We start from the raw sequence: 19681 nt of genomic DNA on the forward strand, positions 1-19681 counted from the left end.
TTTTTCACCCTCCAAAGCAATAAACAATATTTATTTTTTTAATAGAAGTTTCTTTAAAAATGTTTATTAACTGCTGGATTTTATCTGAATCTACTTTTCTTTCAAAAAGGATAAAAACTTCTTCATATGGATGAGCTTCTAAATTATATAAATGATTGACGATGTGCTGATCTTCTGGATTCGGAAACGTAAAAGCAGTTTTTACGCCATAATGCGCTTCATCATTTGCATAGATGGGACTTCTAGTAGTCGACTGATAATAAATATTTTCGCCCATATAACTTGCTATTTTCATCGGAATATACATAAATTCACCTGTCCCGACAATTAGCGTTTTTTCTGCCTTTTTTTTGGAAGATAGATAGTATCCTGCCTTTTTTATCCACTGGTCATCTGTTTGGTTTGTTTCTATCCCAAACCGTCCTGTATCTAGTAAATAATGACAAGTATTTCGTTCACCCGAACAGGTGCACGATGTAAAAGGAATGATTCTATCAGCAGTAAATTCAGTAAGATCAACATATTCTATTTGAATCGCATGATCTTGCCACTCACTATGTGTTTTAGCAGAGGAATGAGTTAGGGAATAGCCATTGCCTTCATGAAGCTTAAAAGTACCTTTTAGCAAGCTGACAAAATGGACGTTAATGCCCAACTCTTCTTCAAGTTCTGCCATTGCTTTTTCCTGTTCAGCTGATCTCCAGTCAAGGATGGAAACGACCGTATATTTTTTGCGCGGATACTTTTTTTGAATCGCTCGGATAATATTTATTGCCGTATTGCCGGTTGTTAATTCATCATCCACTAAAATAACTTCTCTGTTATTATGTAACAATGACTCATCAACATAACAACGATGGGACGTGGCATGGGAATGCTCTTCCTCGAAAGAAATAACCGATGAAACTTCATTCACATTTTCCCTTGTTGTATGAAAAAAAGCGGCATCTTTAAATGCTTGATAAAAACTATGTCCAAGAGCAGTAGCTGTTTCTGCAAACCCAATAATGACAGGTGAAGATATCTCTTTATTTACAAAGGAAGTATCTTTAAAGTCGGATAAAAAATGGGGATAATAATTTAATAGCTCTGCACGTTTCAAAGACTTTTTTTCCGTCATAACTTCTACATATCGAGCCGCAAGCAAAAAACCTGTTAGCAATCCTGTTTTCGGATCTATTGGAATATGCTTTCCTAATAGTTTGCTGACAAATAAAAAAGACCGTTTCTTATTTATTCTCGCTGCCATACTAAAAAAATCTTCAATCGGCAGCTGAAATGGATTTTCCTCTATTTCTATTTCCATTTTCAATTCATCGATTATTGGCAGCAAAATTTTCTTGTTTAAGTAAGTCAATGTATGTAAATTCTTCATGAAACACCCCGTACACTTTTGATTTTAATAGTATTTTCTGCGCCCAATAATAATGGGGTTTAATTTCATTCATTTTATTGGAAAAACTGCTTTTCATGACACCAATTTCTCCATTATTACTGTCTACAATATTACAAGCATCATAATACTCTTCATAAGATACAACATTTAATGCTTGTACTGGTTTAATATGGGTAGGATGAATGATCGTTTTTCCAGTTAATCCATTAGTAATATCCATTAACACTTCACGAATTAAGCCATCCATATGCTTATCAATTAATTGTGTCCGCATTTTCATCCCTGCTTTACCGTATCGTTTGCGAAAAGGAGTTTCCCTTAACTGTGGAATCAGCATTCGTTCTTTTGCAGAAAAATATTCCCAAACAGGGCCAGAAACAACATAAGGGGTGTCCGCTCTAAGAAAAACGTTGACAATGTCACTAATACAATCCCGGATGATCGCGACGTCGTAAACGGTCGTATCAGTATTTCGGCGAATTCCGTATAATCCGCAAAAGTCTGTAGCTCCGATTCTAACATTTAAAATCAATTCTTTATATTGATCCAACACTTCTTTGATGGATAAAAGCTCTGCCAGCCTCGTTTCTTTTTCGATAATTTTTTTTGTTTCAAGAATAGGCATCGCATATAATACATTGCCACTATGATTGTGAAGCTTTAATTCTTTTAAAATAATCCTGCCAATGGCTGCATCAAATTTTGGGATAACAATACCTGTTAATAAGTCGAGACAACTTATTAATGATGTCTTCATTCTTAAAAACTGTTCAACCGAGCGAATTCGTATAAATAGTAAAGGAAGTTCATTTTTTATCACTTTGCCAGCATCTATCCCTTCCTTTATTTTTATTAGCTCTTCCACTAGTTTTTTTTCCGCTGATTCCACTTCGTGATCCCCAATAGAATCTTCTAAACAAATAACCATGGAAGTCAAAGAAGGATGTTTTTTGTTTAAAAGATCTTGATAAATAGTTGGTCTTGTAGCAGGCATATATAAAGTAGATGCCAATGCATAGGCTAGCAGTTCTTTATCCGAAGCAGTGGATAATTCTTCTGGTGCTTTATAAAATAGACGTTCTATTTGTTTTTCCGTTAAATCGGAGAATAATTTCATCCTGTTGGCCCCAATCTTTTATGTTTTTCATCACTTTTCATTTTCGTACAGGGAAACAGTTAAAAAAGAGGATTTATACTGGAGAGTTTTTCTTGTGGTATCAGCTTAATCTTTTTCGTTGCAAATTAGAGAAAGAAAGGGAACGGACCGATGTCTGAACCCTTTCTATAAAAATCATTATACTTCCTTTTGCTGCTCTTTCTTTTTATTCATAGCATGAACAACAAATGTTGCCGCAAATGCAATCAATAAAATGCCAAAGAAGACTATGTGGCTAATATGGATATGGAATACACCTAAAAACATTTTAACGGAAATGATAAGAATTAAAATATAGGCAGTTCCTTCTAATTCAGGTATACGGTCGATTAATTTTAAAAACACGCCTGCAACTCCACGCATCATTAATACCCCTAACATACCGCCTATTAGCAATACCCATACCTCATTACTTACCCCAAATGCTGCCAGCACACTATCTACAGAGAAGGCAATATCCATTAATTCTACCGAAATAACAGTACCCCAAAATGTTCCAAACAGACGAAGCAATAGTCCACCTTTATTGATGCCATGTTCTTCTTCCGCATCTTCTTCTGGACTGTTTTCTTTCCGTTTATCAATAAAGTACTTGATGGCAAGATACGCTAAATAAGCAGCCCCTAGTACTTTTACCCACCATAGCTTTATTAAAATTACACCGATTCCGATCGCAATAAAACGGAATATATAAGCTCCTAATAAGCCGTAAAATAATGCTTTTTTTCTTTTTTCCGGCGGTAAGTGTTTGACCATTACTGCAAGAACAAGCGCATTATCTGCAGATAATAAACCTTCTAAAATAACTAACGTGCCAATCAATCCCCAGCTTACTGGATCTGATAAAACTCTCCCCCACATTCCCCAGTCAAAAAACTGGGAATACGTATGGATAAAACTTTCAAAAATCCCCATTCTAATCTGTTCCTCCTGTTTGCTTGCAATTTACTGTTTATTAACCAACTTGTAAACCAAAATCTGTTGCAAGAGCAGCTAAACCGCCTTGATAGCCACTGCCGATTGCACTAAATTTCCATTCATTATTATGACGATATAATTCCCCAACCACAAGTGCTGTTTCAATGGAGAAATCTTCTCCTAAATCATAGCGAATTAGTTCTTCGTTATTTTGCTCGTTTAAGATACGAACATATGAATTGGAAACTTGCCCAAAGTTTTGGTTTCTAGCCTCTCCATCATGGATTGTAATAGTAAAAGTAATGCGTTTAATTTCATTAGGCACTGCTTGAAGGTCAACAATAATTTGCTCATCATCCCCATCACCAGCACCAGTGCGGTTATCACCTGAATGAACAACAGCACCATTCGCACCTGTCGCATTATTATAAAAAACAAAATCTTGTTCAGATGTTACTTTTCCATTGTCTCCTAATAAAAACACGGAAGAATCTAGATCGAAATCTTTACCTCCATCGTACTTATTTACATCCCAGCCAACTCCGACAACAACTTTTGTTAGTCCTGGATTACCTTTTGTTAAATCTACTTTTTGACCTTTTGATAAACTGATTGCCATGATTCATACCTCCAAAAATCTTTAGAATATCTTATCTACGTTCATTTTCAATAAAAGTTTCAGTATTTTTAAAAATAATGATATACTAACTCATCCATTTAGGTGGAGTATTTTTATCCCAATATATTTCCCCTAAATAATAATGGGAGTGAAAATCGTCATGATACGTATGATAATGAAAATTAAACCAATATCCCTCTTGTGGGGGGCGATCCCGTCTTACATGGAAACGAATGATGTCTTTCCCTTCTTTCCTAATATGAAATATTTTCTCTGAATTTCCAGCACTAGGAAATTCCGTAACGGCTAATGCACTTAAATCTTCTTCTGGATAAATACTCGTTACTTCTTTAATCGCTTTTTCCATATTAGGAAGAATGGCAACACGAAATTCATCTTCTATAGCCGGCTTAATTTTACTGCCGAATTTTGTATAGCTTTGTGTCTCCGCCTCTTGCATCATTTTCAATAAAAACCGATCTCTTTCACTTATCCTGTCTACATCAACGTTTTGTACATTTAAATCTTCTGTTGATACAGGAGCTTCTCTTTCATCTGTCGGCTTCTTGTCATTATTATTAGCGTTATAAATCGAAGAAGGCGTTGGAGAAACAAGTCCAAAAGTTAAAATCGAAACAAAGACAACAAGACTTTTTCGAATCCAGTTAGGCATAAAACACCTCGCTTTCAAACCATCTTGCTTCAGTTAACAATATCATGTAATGTTTTACATGCCTTGCAATATTTCTTTTATCATATAATTTGACCCTATCATTATATAATAAATTTTTATCACCTATCTACCATTTTGCTTTTAATGATAGAATTATGTATATGTATAACGGAAGCCTTTTTATGTAAAATTATTGCAATCTTTTTAAGAAGAGGCTGTTTCCGTATAGATTGTTGCTTATAAAATCGCAGCCTGCATACACTTCGCTTTCCGTGGGCGAGCGTCGAGCCTCCTCGTCGCATACGCTCCTGTGGGGTCTCGTCTTTCTCGCATTCCCACAGGAGTCTACGTGTATTCCGTCTGCTGAGTACTTCTTCTCCCATTTTTAACAAACTTTGAGGAAACAGCCTAAGAAGATGAATGATTAACTATGCTACCATTCATTAGTGAACATTAGCATTTTTCAAAATAATTCCATAATGAAATTTGGCTGATTTTCTTTTCAGTACAGAAAAACCAAATTGTTCAAATCGCTTACTTCGAAAATGATCCTTTAATACGACTCTATCTTTAGCAACTCTTATAGCCTCTTCCACTGTCTCTTTTGTCAAATCATCGTAAACCGCAAGCTTGCGCAGTGGATTAATCCCATCAGAAGATAAAATTTCCGTTTCAAACATCGGATCAAAATAAACGCAATCAACACTACCTTCTTTTCTTGACTTTAAGTCTGATAATGCTAAACGGTTATTCACCGTTATTCTTTGCATGGCATCGTTTATATTCTCTGAATCTGTTTTCCATGCATGCAGACCTTTCTTCACTAAAAATGAAAGGACCTTGCTTGCTTCGTTCCCTTCTGTTCTTCCTTCTTTTCCCGTAACATAACTTGCAACAATGCTGTCAGATCCTAAGCCAACGGTACAATCTAAAAAGGAGCTTCCTTTTCTAATATTAGTTGCTTCTGCAAAGGGATCATGTTCCTTTTTTTGTATTCTTTTGATACGAAATACAGCCGAATTAGGATGGAAGAAAAATGGTTGCTGCGAATCTTTTATAAATAATTCATAACGATTTTTTCCAATTACTAATACATCATCGTTGTATTCTTTTTTTAACTTATCTACAGATTTTTTCGTTCGCTCTATATATAGAAATTGCAGTTCTTCTGCAATTTCTTTTGCTAGTGATATCATATTGGCATCTGTTCTTCCTGCCGTTGTTACAATCATCTTATTACTCCTGGTTAGCTGCTCTTTTTTTATGGCTGTTTTCGTATAGATTGTTGCTTTTAAACGCGCAGCCCGAATACACTTCGCTTTCCGTGGGCGAGCGTCGAGCCACCTCGTCGCATACGCTCCTGTGGGGTCTCGTCTTTCTCGCATTCCCACAGGAGTCTACGCGTATTCGGTCTGCTGAGTACTTCTTCTCCCATTTTTTTACGTAAAAAACAACAAACTTTGAGAAAACAGCCTTTTTATACACGAAAAGAACACCTTTTACGAGAGATGTTCTTTCAGGCTGTCGACAAACGCTTGCTTTCTTCGTTGTTCGCCTTACTCGGATGCTCATTACCAGGTAAAAGAGGATGAACGACTAAGTACGTCACGTCCTGTGACAACGTCGTTCTGACCAACATCCTGTTGCCCGCCGCTCCTCCCAAGGCTTCACGCCTCGAAAGACAAACGTTTTCAATCAGCCTGAAGTTTCTGCAAAAATTGGTTTGTCTACACTCTGAAAGAACATCTATACGGAAGATGTTCTTTTCGACCATTAAAATGCATGATTATTTAATAACTTTTGTATCGTTTAGCAATATAACTCAAACGCGGATACTAAGTTTTCCATAATGGCTTCCATTGAATTTCCTTCAATATCGTAGCGATGAATAAAATGAACGACTTTATTGTCTTTTATTACTGCCATTGAAGGGGACGATGGCTCGATGTCACCAAAAAATTCACGCATTTTTGCCGTTGCTTCCTTATCCTGACCAGCAAATACCGTAACAAGATGATCAGGTTTTTTCTCGGAAACTAAAACCGCTTGTGTTGCAGCAGGTCTAGCAAGTCCTGCTGCACATCCACAAACAGAATTTACGACAACTAGTGTAGTACCGTTGCTTGTTTCGATAAAGCTTTCTACTTCCTCTTCCGTTGTTAACTCTTTAAAACCTGCTTGCACTAATTCTGCTCTCATTGGTTTCACCATTTGTTTCATATATTCTTCATATGCCATTGACATTATTTTTTCCTCCTTTAAATACTACTTTTGCATTCATCATACTATATAATAAAAACCTTTTGCAATTTTACGGGCTTATCTCGCTTTATCATTAGATACTTATTTTCTTGCTTCTGTCATCTGTTTCCAAACAGAACCTTTTGCTTCCTCTCCTAGTTCGATTCTCTCGATCGCTAGTTTAATTTGTAAACTGACTTCAAACTCTGGATCATTTTCATGGTCTTTTAATGCTGCTAATGCCCGTTCATCTCCTACTTCATAAAGATACATTGCTGCCCGCCATCTCACTAGCTTGCTTGAGTCGCTTAAAGCTTGCATCATTTCAGGCATTGCTTCAGGAAAACCTAAATCGGATAAACAATCTCCTGCTGTTCTTCTTACGGTAATCGTTTTATCCTTTAAAGCTTTATAAAGAGACGGCAATACGTTTTTATCTTCAATCATGCCTAAATAAACAGTTGCTAACCTGCGAATAGACGGCTTTTCATCGTCTAAAGCCTTTGTTAAAACAGGAATATCATCAACTGTAGGGTCTTCACTTTGTTCTAGCTTTTGATAGCGGATTTTCCAATCTGGATGATCTAGATCCTCTAATGTAAGTTTCGTCTTTTGACGAATTATTTTTGTTTCATCCGATGTTTCTGGATTTTTTGCCAGTTTTACTAAACTTTCTATTCTGTTGTCGGGATATGCTGCCAGCAGCTCTTCTACCATCACATTTCCGATTTCGTCAAACTCACCGTATCGAACACCAAATTCTTTCCACCTTCTGCTTGTTACGACATTATCATTAGGCATTCTTACCTCTGTTACAGCTTTCATGAATTGGTCCGGCAGCCCGTATCGTTTTTCTTCCTCGCCGTCTGACAGTTTAATCTGCATCGGAATTCCTTTATACATTTGGACAAATACTTTTATTTCACCAAAATGATCATTTGCTTTATTGTCAGCTAATAATTCTTCTGCCTCTTCTCCAAAAGCATGTCGAACTTGTGCAAGCAGATCCTTCCAATCAAATCGAGCATTTCTTTCAACTGCTAAAAAATCAGCAACATGATATACCCCTTTGATTCCTTCAATCGATAAAATCGTGCGAATTATTTCAGGTGCATCTTCTTTGTTTTCTTGTTTATAATTATTGCTTTTTCCCATCGGCAGTTCTTCATCCAAATTTATTTTCATCGTATTTGGACTAGGTGTTGGTTCAATAGAAATAATTCTCACTATAATCCCCCTCATATACTATATTTTTCATCTTATCATAGTATAAACATATTATAATCCTTGCTTTTCCGCAATTTCTGATAGATAACTCCATCTCTCAATTAAATATTCTAACTTTTCGTTTAGCTCTTCTGCCTCTTTTAGAAGATTATTTGCTTTTTCAAAATCACTGCCTGCTTGTTCCAATTCCCCATCAATTTCGGTAATTCTTGCTTCCACTTTTTCAATATCATCATCAATTGTGGCCCATTCACGTTGTTCATTATAACTAAGTTTTACTTTTTTTGATTTTGGAAGAGCAGGTGTTTCCATTTGTTTTTCTTTTTTTACTTTTTCCATTTCTGTTTGTTCATTTCTTTTTTCTGCTTCTAGAAACTCGGAATAATTACCATAATACGAATCAATCACGCCATTGCCTTTTACGATTAACAATTGCTCTGCCACTTTATCTAAGAAATAGCGGTCATGAGAAACCGTAATCACAACACCTTCGAAATCATCTAAATAATCTTCGAGCACCATTAATGTTTGCGTATCTAAATCGTTTGTTGGTTCGTCTAATAATAAAACATTTGGTTCACCCATCAAGATTTTCAGTAAGTACAGTCTTCTTCTTTCACCGCCAGAAAGTTTGCTGATAATCGTGCCATGGGTATGCATTGGAAAAAGAAATCGTTCCAGCATTTGTGCAGCAGATATTGTTTTGCCATCTGATGTTTGAATGACTTCCGCTGTTTCTTTTAAATATTCAATCATCCTTTTCGACAAATCCATCTCTTCATTTTCTTGTGTATAATAAGCAACTTTTACTGTTTGACCTATCCTATACTCACCGGAATCTAAAGGGATTTTTCCCGCTAAAATATTTAATAGCGTAGACTTTCCAGCACCATTTTTCCCAATAATTCCAATTCTGTCTCCAGGCTTCACTAATAAATGAAAATGATCGAGAATCTTTGTATCTGCATATTTTTTGTTTGCATCAACTAATTCAAACACTTGTTTTCCTAGGCGGCTTCCTTTTAATGAAATATCAAGCTTTTCTTTTGTTTGTACGGATGAAAGCTTTTCATCCAACTGGTCAAAACGTTGTATTCTTGCTTTCTGTTTTGTGGAGCGTGCTTTTGCCCCTCGTCTTATCCATTCTAGTTCTCTTCTGAATAAGTTTTTTTGTTTATCAAGTGTTGCCGCTTCATTTTCTTCTCTTATTGCTTTTGCTTGCAAAAATTCCGAATAATTCCCTTTATAGCTGTATAGGTTGCCTCCATCTAATTCAAACATGCGATTAGTGACAGCATCTAAAAAATACCGGTCATGTGTAACTAAAAGTAGTGCACCATGAAACCTGCCTAAATAATCTTCGAGCCATTTCACTGCTTCAAAGTCTAAATGGTTTGTTGGTTCGTCTAAAATCAGCAAGTCAGGATTTTGAATTAACACTTGAGCGAGCGCTATTCTCTTTTTTTGTCCGCCAGAAAGCTCTTCCACTTTTTTATCCACATTTTCGATGCCAAGCTTTGTTAAAATCGTTTTTGTATTTGTGTGAACGTCCCAGCCGTTTAACGCATCGATTTTTTTTTGCACGTCAAACAATTTTTCATGTAAAGAAGCATCCTCTGGATAGGTGTTTAACTGCAACAGCAATGCTTCATAATCTCTAATTAACGTTAAGACGGGTGCATCACTTTCATACACTTGGTCTAAAACCGTCATTTCTGGATTTACTTCTGGACTTTGAGCTGAATAGGCAATTCGATAATCTTTTGGCGCAATTATTTCGCCGTCATCTGGCAAATCAATGCCTGCTACAATTTTAAGCAATGAGGATTTCCCAGTACCGTTTATTCCTATTAACCCAACCCGTTCTTTTTCGCTGATTGCAAACGAGATATTTTGAAAAAGCTCTTTTTCTCCATATGTTTTTGTTAAATTTTCAATCGAAATACTCTTCATAATTCCCATTCCATTCTTTATAAAATTCTCGTAAAAATAATTCCATGAATTGATGTCTCTCATCGGCTATGTTTTTTGCTGTTGTTGTATGTAATAAAGATTTTAGCTTTAATAATTTTTCATAAAAGTGATGAACAGATGTTGATTTGCCGTTTCGGTATTCTGCTTCAGTAAGCTCTTGTCTAACGGAAACAGCAGGATCATACATTAGCTGGCCTTTTTTTCCTCCATAAGCAAATGTTCTTGCAATGCCAATGGCGCCAATTGCATCTAAACGGTCTGCATCTTGAACAATTTTTGCTTCAATAGTCGCTGGCGGAATGCCATGACCTCCATTATAAGAAACAGACTTTATTGCAGCAAGAATATGGTCTTTGTCTTCTTCTTTAATAGGAAGTGTATGTAAAAAAGCTAATAAGTTATTTTGTCCCTCTTCTTTTGTATTGTTTAACTTGATATCAGCAACATCATGAAGCAATGCTGCCATTTCAATAATAAACGGATTTCCGTTGTTCTCTTTTTTCCCAATATATAAAGATGCTTTTCTAACTCGGTCTATATGGTACCAATCGTGACCAGAAGCATCATTTCCCATTTTTTGTTTTACAAATTGTTCTGTTTCTGCAATTATCGTCATTTACATTAGAACTCCAATCTTTATATTAACGTCCATATTGTATCATGAAAGGGATAAAACAAACATAGAACGACAAATCTTGAGTTATATTAAAAAGACTAAACAGAATAAGGAATCTGTTTAGTCGATGATGATTCAATATTTTTTCTTTTCGCTTGTTACTCTGGTAAAAACTTTTTTATCTTTGGAAATATTTTTATTGCGGTTCGATAAAAAACATCTTCATGATATTCTGCTGGAATGTAGTTTTTTACAAATTCCTTGTATTCATGAAAAGGGGCAAGAGGCCAGTCTGTGCCAAATAATAATTTATGATAGGAATTAGAATACACTAGGGCATGTTTTAAATGATTAAAAAAGATACCTTCCTGTGCTTGATTGAGTTCTTTTTTTGTTCCGACAATTAAACCGGATAAATCTGCATACACATTGGCATTTTTATAAATGATTTCAGCAGCTGTTAATGTCCATGGGTCGCCAAAATGGGCCATCATAAAGTTGACATTTCGATGTTTCACTGCAACTTCATCAATCGTAAGAGGATGGGAGTATTTTAACAGTCCTCTTTCTGAATACGTATCACCAGTATGGAAAACCACAGGCAGTCTATACTTTTCTGCCAGTTGATAAACTGGTTCATATACCTCATCATATGCATAAAATGGATAATAGCCTAAATAAATTTTTATGCCTACTACATAATCTTTTTGAATTTCTTTTTCTAATTTTTCGACCGCATCTTTTCCCATATCATATGGATTAATGCCAGCACAATAAACAACCTGATCGGGTATGCTTGGATGTAAATCCAACCCCATTGGAGTTTTTGCCTCGTTATCCGGAAAACCGATATTTGCTGTTTCTGTTACACCCATTCCGATAGCTAAAACAATATTCGCTTCCTTCATTTCTGCAATTAAACCTTCATAACTGTAGTCTACTTTGGAAAGATTGGCTGCTGTATGCTGAAATGATTTGATGTTGGAAAAGTGAATATGTGCATCAATTATTTTCATAACTGCTCCTTTTCATTTCATTCTTTTCCTCTTTATCTTATCTCGTTCAAACATAAAGAAGCAACATCATTCCTTTGTTTTATTATTTAATTTTCGTATAAGTGTGTGTTCAAAAAGGTAAAAAATTAGAAACAAGCCAACGAAGAGATTCGCCGCTTATCATTTGGTGCCTTTTTGAATATCCTCTATAAGTCAAAAATAGAACTATCTCAACAAAACTAGACAAAGCTCGCTAAAGGAATTTTTTTGCTTTTACCGAAACTAATAATATAAAGAATTTAGTATTCTCAGAGTTTCGAAAAAGTAAGACCGCAAACTTTCAGGCTGAATGAAAACGTTTGTCTATCGAGGAACGACCCTTTTTGAGGAGCGGCGAGCAACAGGACGTTGGTCAGAACGACGTTGTCACAGGACGTGACGTACTTAGTCGTTCATCCTCTTTTACCTGGTAATGAGCACCGCAAAAAACGGGGAGTGACGAAGAGAGCGAACGTTTTTCAACAGCCTGAGAATTAGTATTCTGTCTCTCTTGTTTTTGGTGCTAATTTTTACAATTCAAATTAAGAAGGGTGCTGTTACCATGAATGAAATAATGAATACCGTTGAATCAAATGAGACAAAAGCCTTAAGTGTAAAAGAAGCAGCAGATTATATTAACGAAAGTCCTGGAGTTGTTAGAAACTGGTTAAGAGAATTAAAGTCTTTTATTCCAACGATTATCGGGAATCATGGCTACAGATATTTTGATGAAGAAGGTATAGATATGCTCATAAAAGTTCAAAAATTAAGAACAGAAGAAAACCTTTCCTTAAGTCAGATTGCAGAAAAGCTTTCTTCCTCTGAGCAGCCGTCTATACCACCTCAATCGGATACGACGGAAAAAATTCAACAAGATATACAAAACATCAAAGAAAAACTTGAACTGCAAGTCAATTTTAATCAAGTATTAGTACAGCAATTAAAAAAACAACAAGAGCATATTGATGAACAGCAGCAGTTTATTCAACATCAAAAAGAGCATATCTCCGCGCTATTGGATAACAGCAGCGAAAAAAGCATGAATTCTTCTATGACAAGTCAACCAGCTCACGACGAATCTAGTTCCAATAAACCAGCATTTTTGCGGTTATTTTCGTTTCGGTAAACTTCAAGTGCGCAGAGTGGCGTAAACAATTAAACCATTAATAAAAGAGGATCAGTAAATTGTCTGGCAATTAACCGATCCTCTTTTTTACTTTTCTGCTATATGATAAGAAAATTTGGCAAAAAAGTCGCTGCTATGTAATAGACAGCATCTCTTTATTTTTTATTATTTGCTGTAAAGTTGCTTCCATGTAGTCAACCATCATAACTAAATCATCTATTTGTTCTTCTGTAATGATGCGATTAAAAAGAATAGTAAGATGATTTTCCAGTTTATTATCCATTGAAAAAGGATTTAGTCTTATTTCTTGCTTAATTTTACGTTCATTGCCCCAAATTCTTTTCAGCATCTCTTCTAATGATAGAAAAACATTTTTTTCATTCCGATGACATACCACAAGATGGATCGCCATATAACAGCCAATCTCCTTCTCATTCATCACTTTCGGTAACAGTTCTGCCGCTAAATTAGCAAGGTTTGCTTGTAAGGAAAAAGTCATTCTAGCATTTTGTTGGTTACTTAACGAAAAAGTAATCGAAAACTCTCTAGAAAGTTTGCTGCTGTTAAGAAGATCATTACGATCCAATATCGTAATCCTTCCATCTAAATCTCTATCATAAAAAGCACCTTCCATCACAGTTTTCAAATTATCAAACGCTGTCGGATCAAACATAAAATATCCTTTCTAAGAAAAGTGGAAGCGCCTTGCTCAGCCCTGAAGAAAAATGTTCGTTTGCCTCAAAAAGTGCTTTTTACTTTTAGAGGCAAAGGATTATTTTTCACAAGGGCTAGGCGCTGGCCGATTAAAAGCGCCACGTCCTGTGGCAACATCGGCACTAGTACATCCTGTACGTCGAAACTAGACAATGAAAAGTGGAAGCGCCTTGCTCAGCCCTGAAACTGGACATCAATCTATTTTTCTTTCTTCATTAAAATAAACCGATCGCCTTACCTGCTTTATCCACATCCATATTTAATGCAGCGGGCTGTTTCGGTAAACCAGGCATTGTCATTACATCCCCTGTTAATGCGACAAGAAAACCTGCTCCTATTGATGGCTTTAATTCTCGAACCACAATTGAAAACTGTTCAGGTCTTCCTAACAGAGAAGGGTCATCCGATAAAGAATATTGTGTTTTTGCCATACAAATCGGCAAATTCCTCCATCCATATCGATCAAAATCTAAGATTTGCTTTTTCGCTTTTGAAGAAAATTCCACACTTTTCGCCCCATAGATACATGTAGCAATAGTAGTGATTTTTTCCTCAATAGATGCTTCCACCTCATATAAGTGGTGAAAGTCCTGTTTATTTTCATCCATTAATTGCAATACTTTTTCTGCAAGCTCTATTCCGCCTGCCCCTCCTTTTTCCCAAACTTCTGTTAAGGCTACCGGGATATTTTCTTGTTCACATAGTTGTTTTAATACATTAATTTCATTTTCCGTATCTGTATAAAATCGATTAATGGCAACAACAAATGGCAAACCGAATTGTTTAATGCTATCAATATGTTTTTGCAAATTTGCAAACCCTTTCTTTATAGCATCGATATTTTCAGCAGCCAACTCACTTTTAGAAACGCCTCCATGCATTTTTAATGCACGCAATGTAGCCACAATGACAACTATTTCTGGGTTTATCTCTTCATTTCTTGCTTTTATATTTAAAAACTTTTCTGCACCTAAATCTGCCCCAAATCCTGCTTCGGTTACAACATAGTCTGCTAATTTAGAAGCGGCTGTTGTTGCTATTACACTGTTGCATCCATGAGCAATGTTGGCAAATGGACCGCCGTGAATAATCGCTGGCGTATGCTCAAGCGTTTGCACAAGATTTGGTTTAATCGCATCTTTTAATAATAACGTTAAGGCACCCTCCACTTTTAAATTACCGACCGTAATGGGATTTTTATTTGTGTCATATGCAACAACCATTCGTGCAAGTCGCAGCTTTAAATCATCGATATCTGAAGCTAAACATAAAACAGCCATGATCTCTGATGCAACCGTAATATCGAAGCCATCTTCCCTTGGAATTCCTTGTAAAGGCCCTCCCAATCCGATAACTACTTTACGAAGTGCCCGGTCATTTAAATCAACTGCACGCTTCCATACAATTCTTCTTTGATCTATATTTAATGCATTTCCTTGATGGATATGATTATCAATTAGTGCTGCTAATGCATTATTTGCTGTTGTAATAGCATGCAAATCACCTGTAAAATGAAGGTTGATATCTTCCATTGGCAAAACTTGTGCATATCCTCCTCCGGCTGCTCCTCCTTTTATGCCCATTGTTGGCCCTAAAGAAGGTTCCCTCATTGCAATGATTACTTTTTTATTTAATTTTTGCAGGGCATCACCTAACCCTACTGTTACAGTGGATTTTCCTTCTCCGGCAGGTGTTGGATTAATAGCAGTTACTAGAATTATTTTTCCTGACTTATGCGTTTTTAATTGTGCTAATTTTTCAGATGTAATTTTTGCTTTATATTTACCATAAAGCTCTATATCTTCTTCTGTTAAATTTATTTTGTTTGCAATATGTACAATAGGCCTCATTTCTGCCTGTTGTGCGATTTCAATGTCTGATTTAATGGTTACTTTTTGCTGCATGTAAGGTCCTCCTGCTATTATGATGCTTCCATTGTACAAAATAACGATATAAAAAGAAATAATGTCAACAAAATGTTCCTTTTTTAGAAATATTTATTTCCCTTTTATAACACATGAAAAATATACTATCAGAGTGTAGACAAAATGATTTTTGCAGAAACTTCAGGCTGATCGAAAACGTTTGTATTTCGAGGCGTGAAGCCTTGGGAGGAGTGGAGTTACCGTGGTTGGGTAATGAGCATCCGAGCAAGGCGAACAACGAAGAAATCGAGCGTTTGTCGACAGCCTGAAATATACTATTTCCTATTTTTCCAAATTTCTAAAGATTAAACGTTGCGAGGATGGATAACTAATCTTATAATTAGCTATGTCACATTTTACTTTTTGTATTTTCTTAACCTTTTATAAGAAAATAGTAGACAAAATAAATTATACTTATTTCTTCTTTATTTACCATTTTTCATAAGAAACAACTACTGTATAAACAGTTATAACATTGCAAAAAAGGAGGCTTTTTTATGCCAATTAAGATCCCATATCTTCTGCCAGCACGCGAAATATTAGAAGAAGAAAATATTTTTATTATGGATGAAAACCGTGCGAATACACAAGATATTCGTCCTTTAAATATACTAATTCTTAATTTAATGCCAGAAAAACAAAAAACAGAAGTCCAAATTTTACGATTATTAGGAAATACCCCTTTACAACTAAATATCTCTTTTTTACGAACAGCTTCCTATGAATCAAAGAACACAAGTCCATATCATTTAGAACAGTTTTATACAAGCTTTGAACAAATAAAAAATAATAAATATGATGGAATGATTATTACAGGAGCGCCAATTGAATTATTAAAATTTGAAGATGTTCAGTATTGGAAAGAGCTAACAGATATTATGGAATGGTCAAAAAACAATGTAACATCGACTCTTCATTTATGTTGGGGAGCACAAGCAGCCTTGTATTATCATTTCGATATTCATAAATATGAATTGGATAAAAAATGCTATGGTGTCTTCTCTCATTATTTATTAGACCCATCAGACAAGTTATTAAGAGGATTTGATGACAATTATTTAGCACCACACTCCCGCCATACTGATGTACAAATGGAAGAAATAATGAACCATCCTGATTTAAAATTACTGTCTGCATCGGAAGAGGCTGGAGCATTCATCATAAGCGGAAATAATGGAAAACAAATTATGGTAACTGGTCATTTAGAATATGATTCTTGTACACTTGCAGATGAGTATACGCGTGATCAAGCAAAAGGACTCGATACTGATCTTCCAATTGATTATTTTCCAAATGATGATCCGAATGAAAAACCATTAAACAGCTGGCGTTCCCATGCATATTTACTATTTTCTAATTGGTTAAACTACTTTGTGTACCAACAAACGCCTTATGATTGGAAATGAAAGAACCTTTATGGAAAAGGTGACGGAGCTTCGCCAGCTTTATTGAAAAAATAAACAATCGTGTTTTGTAGTTTGTTTTTTATTCTACCTAAGTTTTGGAATGGCTCCGCTCGCGCCGCCTTTAAAACATTTTTAACCAGCACGCCTTCGTAGGTTGCTGGTTTTTCTTTTATTCTCTTTAACTTTTGTTTTCAGAATAATAAACTTCCTCAAATGGCTGCACGACAACAAACCCTTCTCCAGTAAACTTCATTTGAATAGATTCGCCGCTTCCTCTTCCAAAAAAAGTTTTTAAAGATATATCCGTCACAAATTCTGGCTGTAAATTGCCTGACCAGGCAACCGTTGCGTTTGGATCCGTAAAAACAGGACTGTCTGGAGTTACTTTTAATGTTAGCGGTTCATAATGGGAGGTGATAGCGATCATACCTTGACCTGATAAATGAATATTAAATAAACCACCTGACATCATACCGGCAATTCTTTTCATTAATTTAATGTCCCAGTTGATGCTTGGTTCAAAAGCTAATAAATCATTGCCGTTTACGTATAAAGATTCATTTTGCAATCGCAGGATCGATATTTTTTTCCCTTGATCGGCAACATATAATGTACCACGTCCATTTGCTTTCATTAAAGAAGCACCTTCACCTGTTAACGCTTTTTTAAACATTTTCCCAAGTCCATGTTCAAAAACACCTTCTCTTGTAAACTTTATATTGCCTCTGTAGGAAACCATGCTTCCTGCTTTTGCCCATATTTGGTCGGATAAGTTAATTTCAAGCATTCTTGGTGTTTCTAATTCAAATAATCCTTCGCCTTTATCTTTTTGTTCCGTTTGTGCAACAAAATCCTGTAATGAATATCTTCCCATTAAATATCTCTCCTTACTATTTTTGTATTTATTCCCGGCTGGTTATAGTCATTTTTTGTCCTTTATGTATGCAATTTTCTCCCAATAAATCATATGTTAAATAGAAACCATTTTTAACAAATGCTTACTGGAAACTTTATTTACATAAATTACGTTACATTTGTATAAAAGTTTCATTTTTTAGCATAGATTGAAAAAATAATCATTTATCGACAAAAACAACTATAAAATGGTTTTTGGCTGTTTTCTCAAAGTTTGTTGTTTTTTACGTAAAGTAATGGGAGAAGAAGTACTCAGCAGACTGAATACACGTAGACTCCTGTGGGAATGCGAGAAAGACGAGACCCCACAGGAGCGTATGCGATGGCACTGAAAAAGTGTTTTATTAGATAAATTATAAGTGAAACACTTAATTTTATTAGGGTAAAAATGGTATAGAGAGTTTGAAAACGACCATCATTTTGGTTAGGAGAGGCGTCCGCACGACTCCTGCGGGATTAGCGAGACAGGCGAGACCCTGCAGGAGCGTAGCGACGAAGCGGCTCGGCGCTCGCCCCGCGGAAAGCGTGTGGTAAGCCTCGGAAAACCGAACGAAAACTTCTTCGTTGCTTGGATTGTCACTACCTATATTTTAAAGCATTCACTTTTTCAGTGACCTCAGCGTATGCGACGAGGAGGCTCGACGCTCGCTAAACGGACGAAGTGTATTCAGGCTGCGCGTTTAAATGCAACAATCTATACGAAAACAGCCTAGTTTTTTGTTTAAATGATGAGCTTTTGTAAATACTATTGGCGTGATAAAAGAAAGGGAGGAAAAATAGATGGAGCAGCTTGTTGCGGTAGAAAGAAATCAAAATGGACAAATTATTAGTTTTAAAACTTCTGGTGGAAGAGTTATCTCGTATAGAAAAGCATTATTGGACGTGGAAAATGGCATAATTGATGGGGTAACAATTACGGAAAATCAGGAACAAAACGGACTGCAAGCATATTTTGAAAATTCATTTGATGATTACCCGTTAATTTATTCATTATGATGAATGCTAAGAGACTATACGCTCAAAAAAGAACCGTTGTTTTTATCCTTTTTTGAGAGTATAGTCTCTTAGTCTTTATTCTATTTCTTCATTTTTTTGCTGAATAATGGTTAATGCTTGAATTCTCGATTCGTCCTCTTCAAAATATTGAACCAAATCTCCTACACGGTCAATGGCATCCCAGCTTAAATGATGTTCTATTCCTTCGACATCGTGATAGATGTTTTCTTCTTTAACACCAATAATTCGTAATAGCTGCTCTAATAATTCATGGCGATATACTAATCTTTTGCCGATTTTTTTTCCTTTTGAAGTTAAAATTAATCCTCGATATTTTTCATAAACAAGATAGCCGTCTTTATCAAGCTTCTGAACCATTTTTGTTACAGACGATGGATGGACAGATAATGCTTCTGCAATATCAGAAACACGCGCATATCCTTTTTCTTCAATTAATTTATAAATTTGTTCAATATAGTCTTCCATACTAGGTGTTGGCATGTTGGAAAGTAGCCCTCCTATCACAATACACTTGCTTTGATTCTCAGGCTGTTGAGAAACGCTCGATTTCTTCGTTGTTCGCCTTGCTCGGATGCTCATTACCAGGTAAAAGAGGATGAACGACTAAGTACGTCACGTCCTGTGACGACGTCGTTCTGACCAACATCCTGTTGCCCGCCGCTCCTCCCAAGGCTTCACGCCTCGAAATACAAACGTTTTCAATCAGCCTAAAGTTTCTGCAATT

At 35.8% G+C, this 19681-nt stretch carries 18 protein-coding genes; 3 read left to right on the top strand and 15 right to left on the bottom strand.

Annotated features, from left to right (window positions below):
* Positions 1-4: 4 nt before the first annotated feature.
* The 11 genes from ACTXGU_RS02345 to ACTXGU_RS02395 all read right to left on the bottom strand — a co-directional run bounded on the left by ACTXGU_RS02345 (position 5) and on the right by ACTXGU_RS02395 (position 11836).
* On the bottom strand, positions 5-1375 hold the full coding sequence (locus ACTXGU_RS02345) for a phosphoribosyltransferase family protein (RefSeq protein WP_443479887.1): 1371 nt from the start codon (positions 1373-1375) through the stop codon (positions 5-7).
* Positions 1314-2513 carry an HpcH/HpaI aldolase/citrate lyase family protein gene (locus ACTXGU_RS02350; protein WP_443479888.1) on the bottom strand — a complete coding sequence of 400 codons (1200 nt, stop codon included), beginning with the start codon at positions 2511-2513 and terminating at the stop codon, positions 1314-1316. The genes ACTXGU_RS02345 and ACTXGU_RS02350 overlap by 62 nt, the downstream gene beginning before the upstream one ends.
* A gap of 177 nt (positions 2514-2690) precedes the next feature.
* The gene (locus ACTXGU_RS02355; protein ID WP_443479889.1) at positions 2691-3467 is read right to left on the bottom strand and encodes a TerC family protein; all 777 of its coding nucleotides are present in this window, start codon (positions 3465-3467) and stop codon (positions 2691-2693) included.
* 40 nt (positions 3468-3507) lie between these two features.
* Positions 3508-4089 (bottom strand): TerD family protein, encoded by a 582-nt coding sequence (locus tag ACTXGU_RS02360; RefSeq protein ID WP_443479890.1) that lies wholly within the window; start codon positions 4087-4089, stop codon positions 3508-3510.
* Positions 4090-4174: 85 nt separating this feature from the next.
* Complete coding sequence (locus tag ACTXGU_RS02365; RefSeq protein WP_443479891.1) at positions 4175-4762, bottom strand: YpjP family protein; 588 nt, start codon at positions 4760-4762, stop codon at positions 4175-4177.
* 443 nt (positions 4763-5205) lie between these two features.
* Entirely contained in the window at positions 5206-5994 is a 789-nt protein-coding gene (locus ACTXGU_RS02370) for a class I SAM-dependent methyltransferase (RefSeq protein WP_443479892.1), read from the bottom strand.
* Between the two features lie 577 nt (positions 5995-6571).
* Positions 6572-7006: a BrxA/BrxB family bacilliredoxin gene (locus ACTXGU_RS02375; protein WP_443479893.1), complete on the bottom strand. Its 435-nt coding sequence runs from the start codon at positions 7004-7006 to the stop codon at positions 6572-6574.
* A gap of 99 nt (positions 7007-7105) precedes the next feature.
* The gene (locus tag ACTXGU_RS02380; RefSeq protein ID WP_443479894.1) at positions 7106-8230 is read right to left on the bottom strand and encodes a conserved virulence factor C family protein; all 1125 of its coding nucleotides are present in this window, start codon (positions 8228-8230) and stop codon (positions 7106-7108) included.
* A gap of 51 nt (positions 8231-8281) precedes the next feature.
* On the bottom strand, positions 8282-10183 hold the full coding sequence (locus tag ACTXGU_RS02385) for an ABC-F family ATP-binding cassette domain-containing protein (protein ID WP_443479895.1): 1902 nt from the start codon (positions 10181-10183) through the stop codon (positions 8282-8284).
* Complete coding sequence (locus ACTXGU_RS02390) at positions 10164-10820, bottom strand: HD domain-containing protein (RefSeq protein WP_443479896.1); 657 nt, start codon at positions 10818-10820, stop codon at positions 10164-10166. Before ACTXGU_RS02390 ends, ACTXGU_RS02385 begins: the two co-directional genes overlap by 20 nt.
* A gap of 158 nt (positions 10821-10978) precedes the next feature.
* The gene (locus tag ACTXGU_RS02395) at positions 10979-11836 is read right to left on the bottom strand and encodes an amidohydrolase family protein (RefSeq protein ID WP_443479897.1); all 858 of its coding nucleotides are present in this window, start codon (positions 11834-11836) and stop codon (positions 10979-10981) included.
* Between the two features lie 580 nt (positions 11837-12416).
* Between ACTXGU_RS02395 and ACTXGU_RS02400 the strand changes: the two genes are divergently transcribed.
* A complete protein-coding gene (locus ACTXGU_RS02400) occupies positions 12417-12980 on the top strand; it encodes a MerR family transcriptional regulator (protein WP_443479898.1) in 564 nt (187 codons plus the stop codon).
* Positions 12981-13113: 133 nt separating this feature from the next.
* Here ACTXGU_RS02400 and ACTXGU_RS02405 read toward each other — a convergent pair whose 3' ends face one another.
* Both ACTXGU_RS02405 and ACTXGU_RS02410 read right to left on the bottom strand, forming a co-directional pair.
* Positions 13114-13653 (bottom strand): hypothetical protein, encoded by a 540-nt coding sequence (locus tag ACTXGU_RS02405; protein WP_443479899.1) that lies wholly within the window; start codon positions 13651-13653, stop codon positions 13114-13116.
* Positions 13654-13909: 256 nt separating this feature from the next.
* Positions 13910-15598, bottom strand: coding sequence for a formate--tetrahydrofolate ligase (locus ACTXGU_RS02410; RefSeq protein WP_443479900.1), 1689 nt, complete (start codon positions 15596-15598; stop codon positions 13910-13912).
* Between the two features lie 518 nt (positions 15599-16116).
* Between ACTXGU_RS02410 and metA the strand changes: the two genes are divergently transcribed.
* The gene (gene metA, locus ACTXGU_RS02415) at positions 16117-17025 is read left to right on the top strand and encodes a homoserine O-acetyltransferase MetA (RefSeq protein ID WP_443479901.1); all 909 of its coding nucleotides are present in this window, start codon (positions 16117-16119) and stop codon (positions 17023-17025) included.
* 178 nt (positions 17026-17203) lie between these two features.
* Here metA and ACTXGU_RS02420 read toward each other — a convergent pair whose 3' ends face one another.
* A complete protein-coding gene (locus ACTXGU_RS02420; RefSeq protein ID WP_443479902.1) occupies positions 17204-17899 on the bottom strand; it encodes an AIM24 family protein in 696 nt (231 codons plus the stop codon).
* 821 nt (positions 17900-18720) lie between these two features.
* Here ACTXGU_RS02420 and ACTXGU_RS02425 point away from each other — a divergent pair.
* Complete coding sequence (locus tag ACTXGU_RS02425) at positions 18721-18936, top strand: DUF3892 domain-containing protein (protein ID WP_443479903.1); 216 nt, start codon at positions 18721-18723, stop codon at positions 18934-18936.
* Between the two features lie 75 nt (positions 18937-19011).
* Here ACTXGU_RS02425 and mntR read toward each other — a convergent pair whose 3' ends face one another.
* The gene (mntR, locus tag ACTXGU_RS02430) at positions 19012-19437 is read right to left on the bottom strand and encodes a transcriptional regulator MntR (RefSeq protein ID WP_443479904.1); all 426 of its coding nucleotides are present in this window, start codon (positions 19435-19437) and stop codon (positions 19012-19014) included.
* Positions 19438-19681: the final 244 nt, after the last annotated feature.

This window comes from Niallia sp. 01092 (genome assembly GCF_052318935.1).
In the GTDB taxonomy this organism is placed as follows: domain Bacteria; phylum Bacillota; class Bacilli; order Bacillales; family Cytobacillaceae; genus Niallia.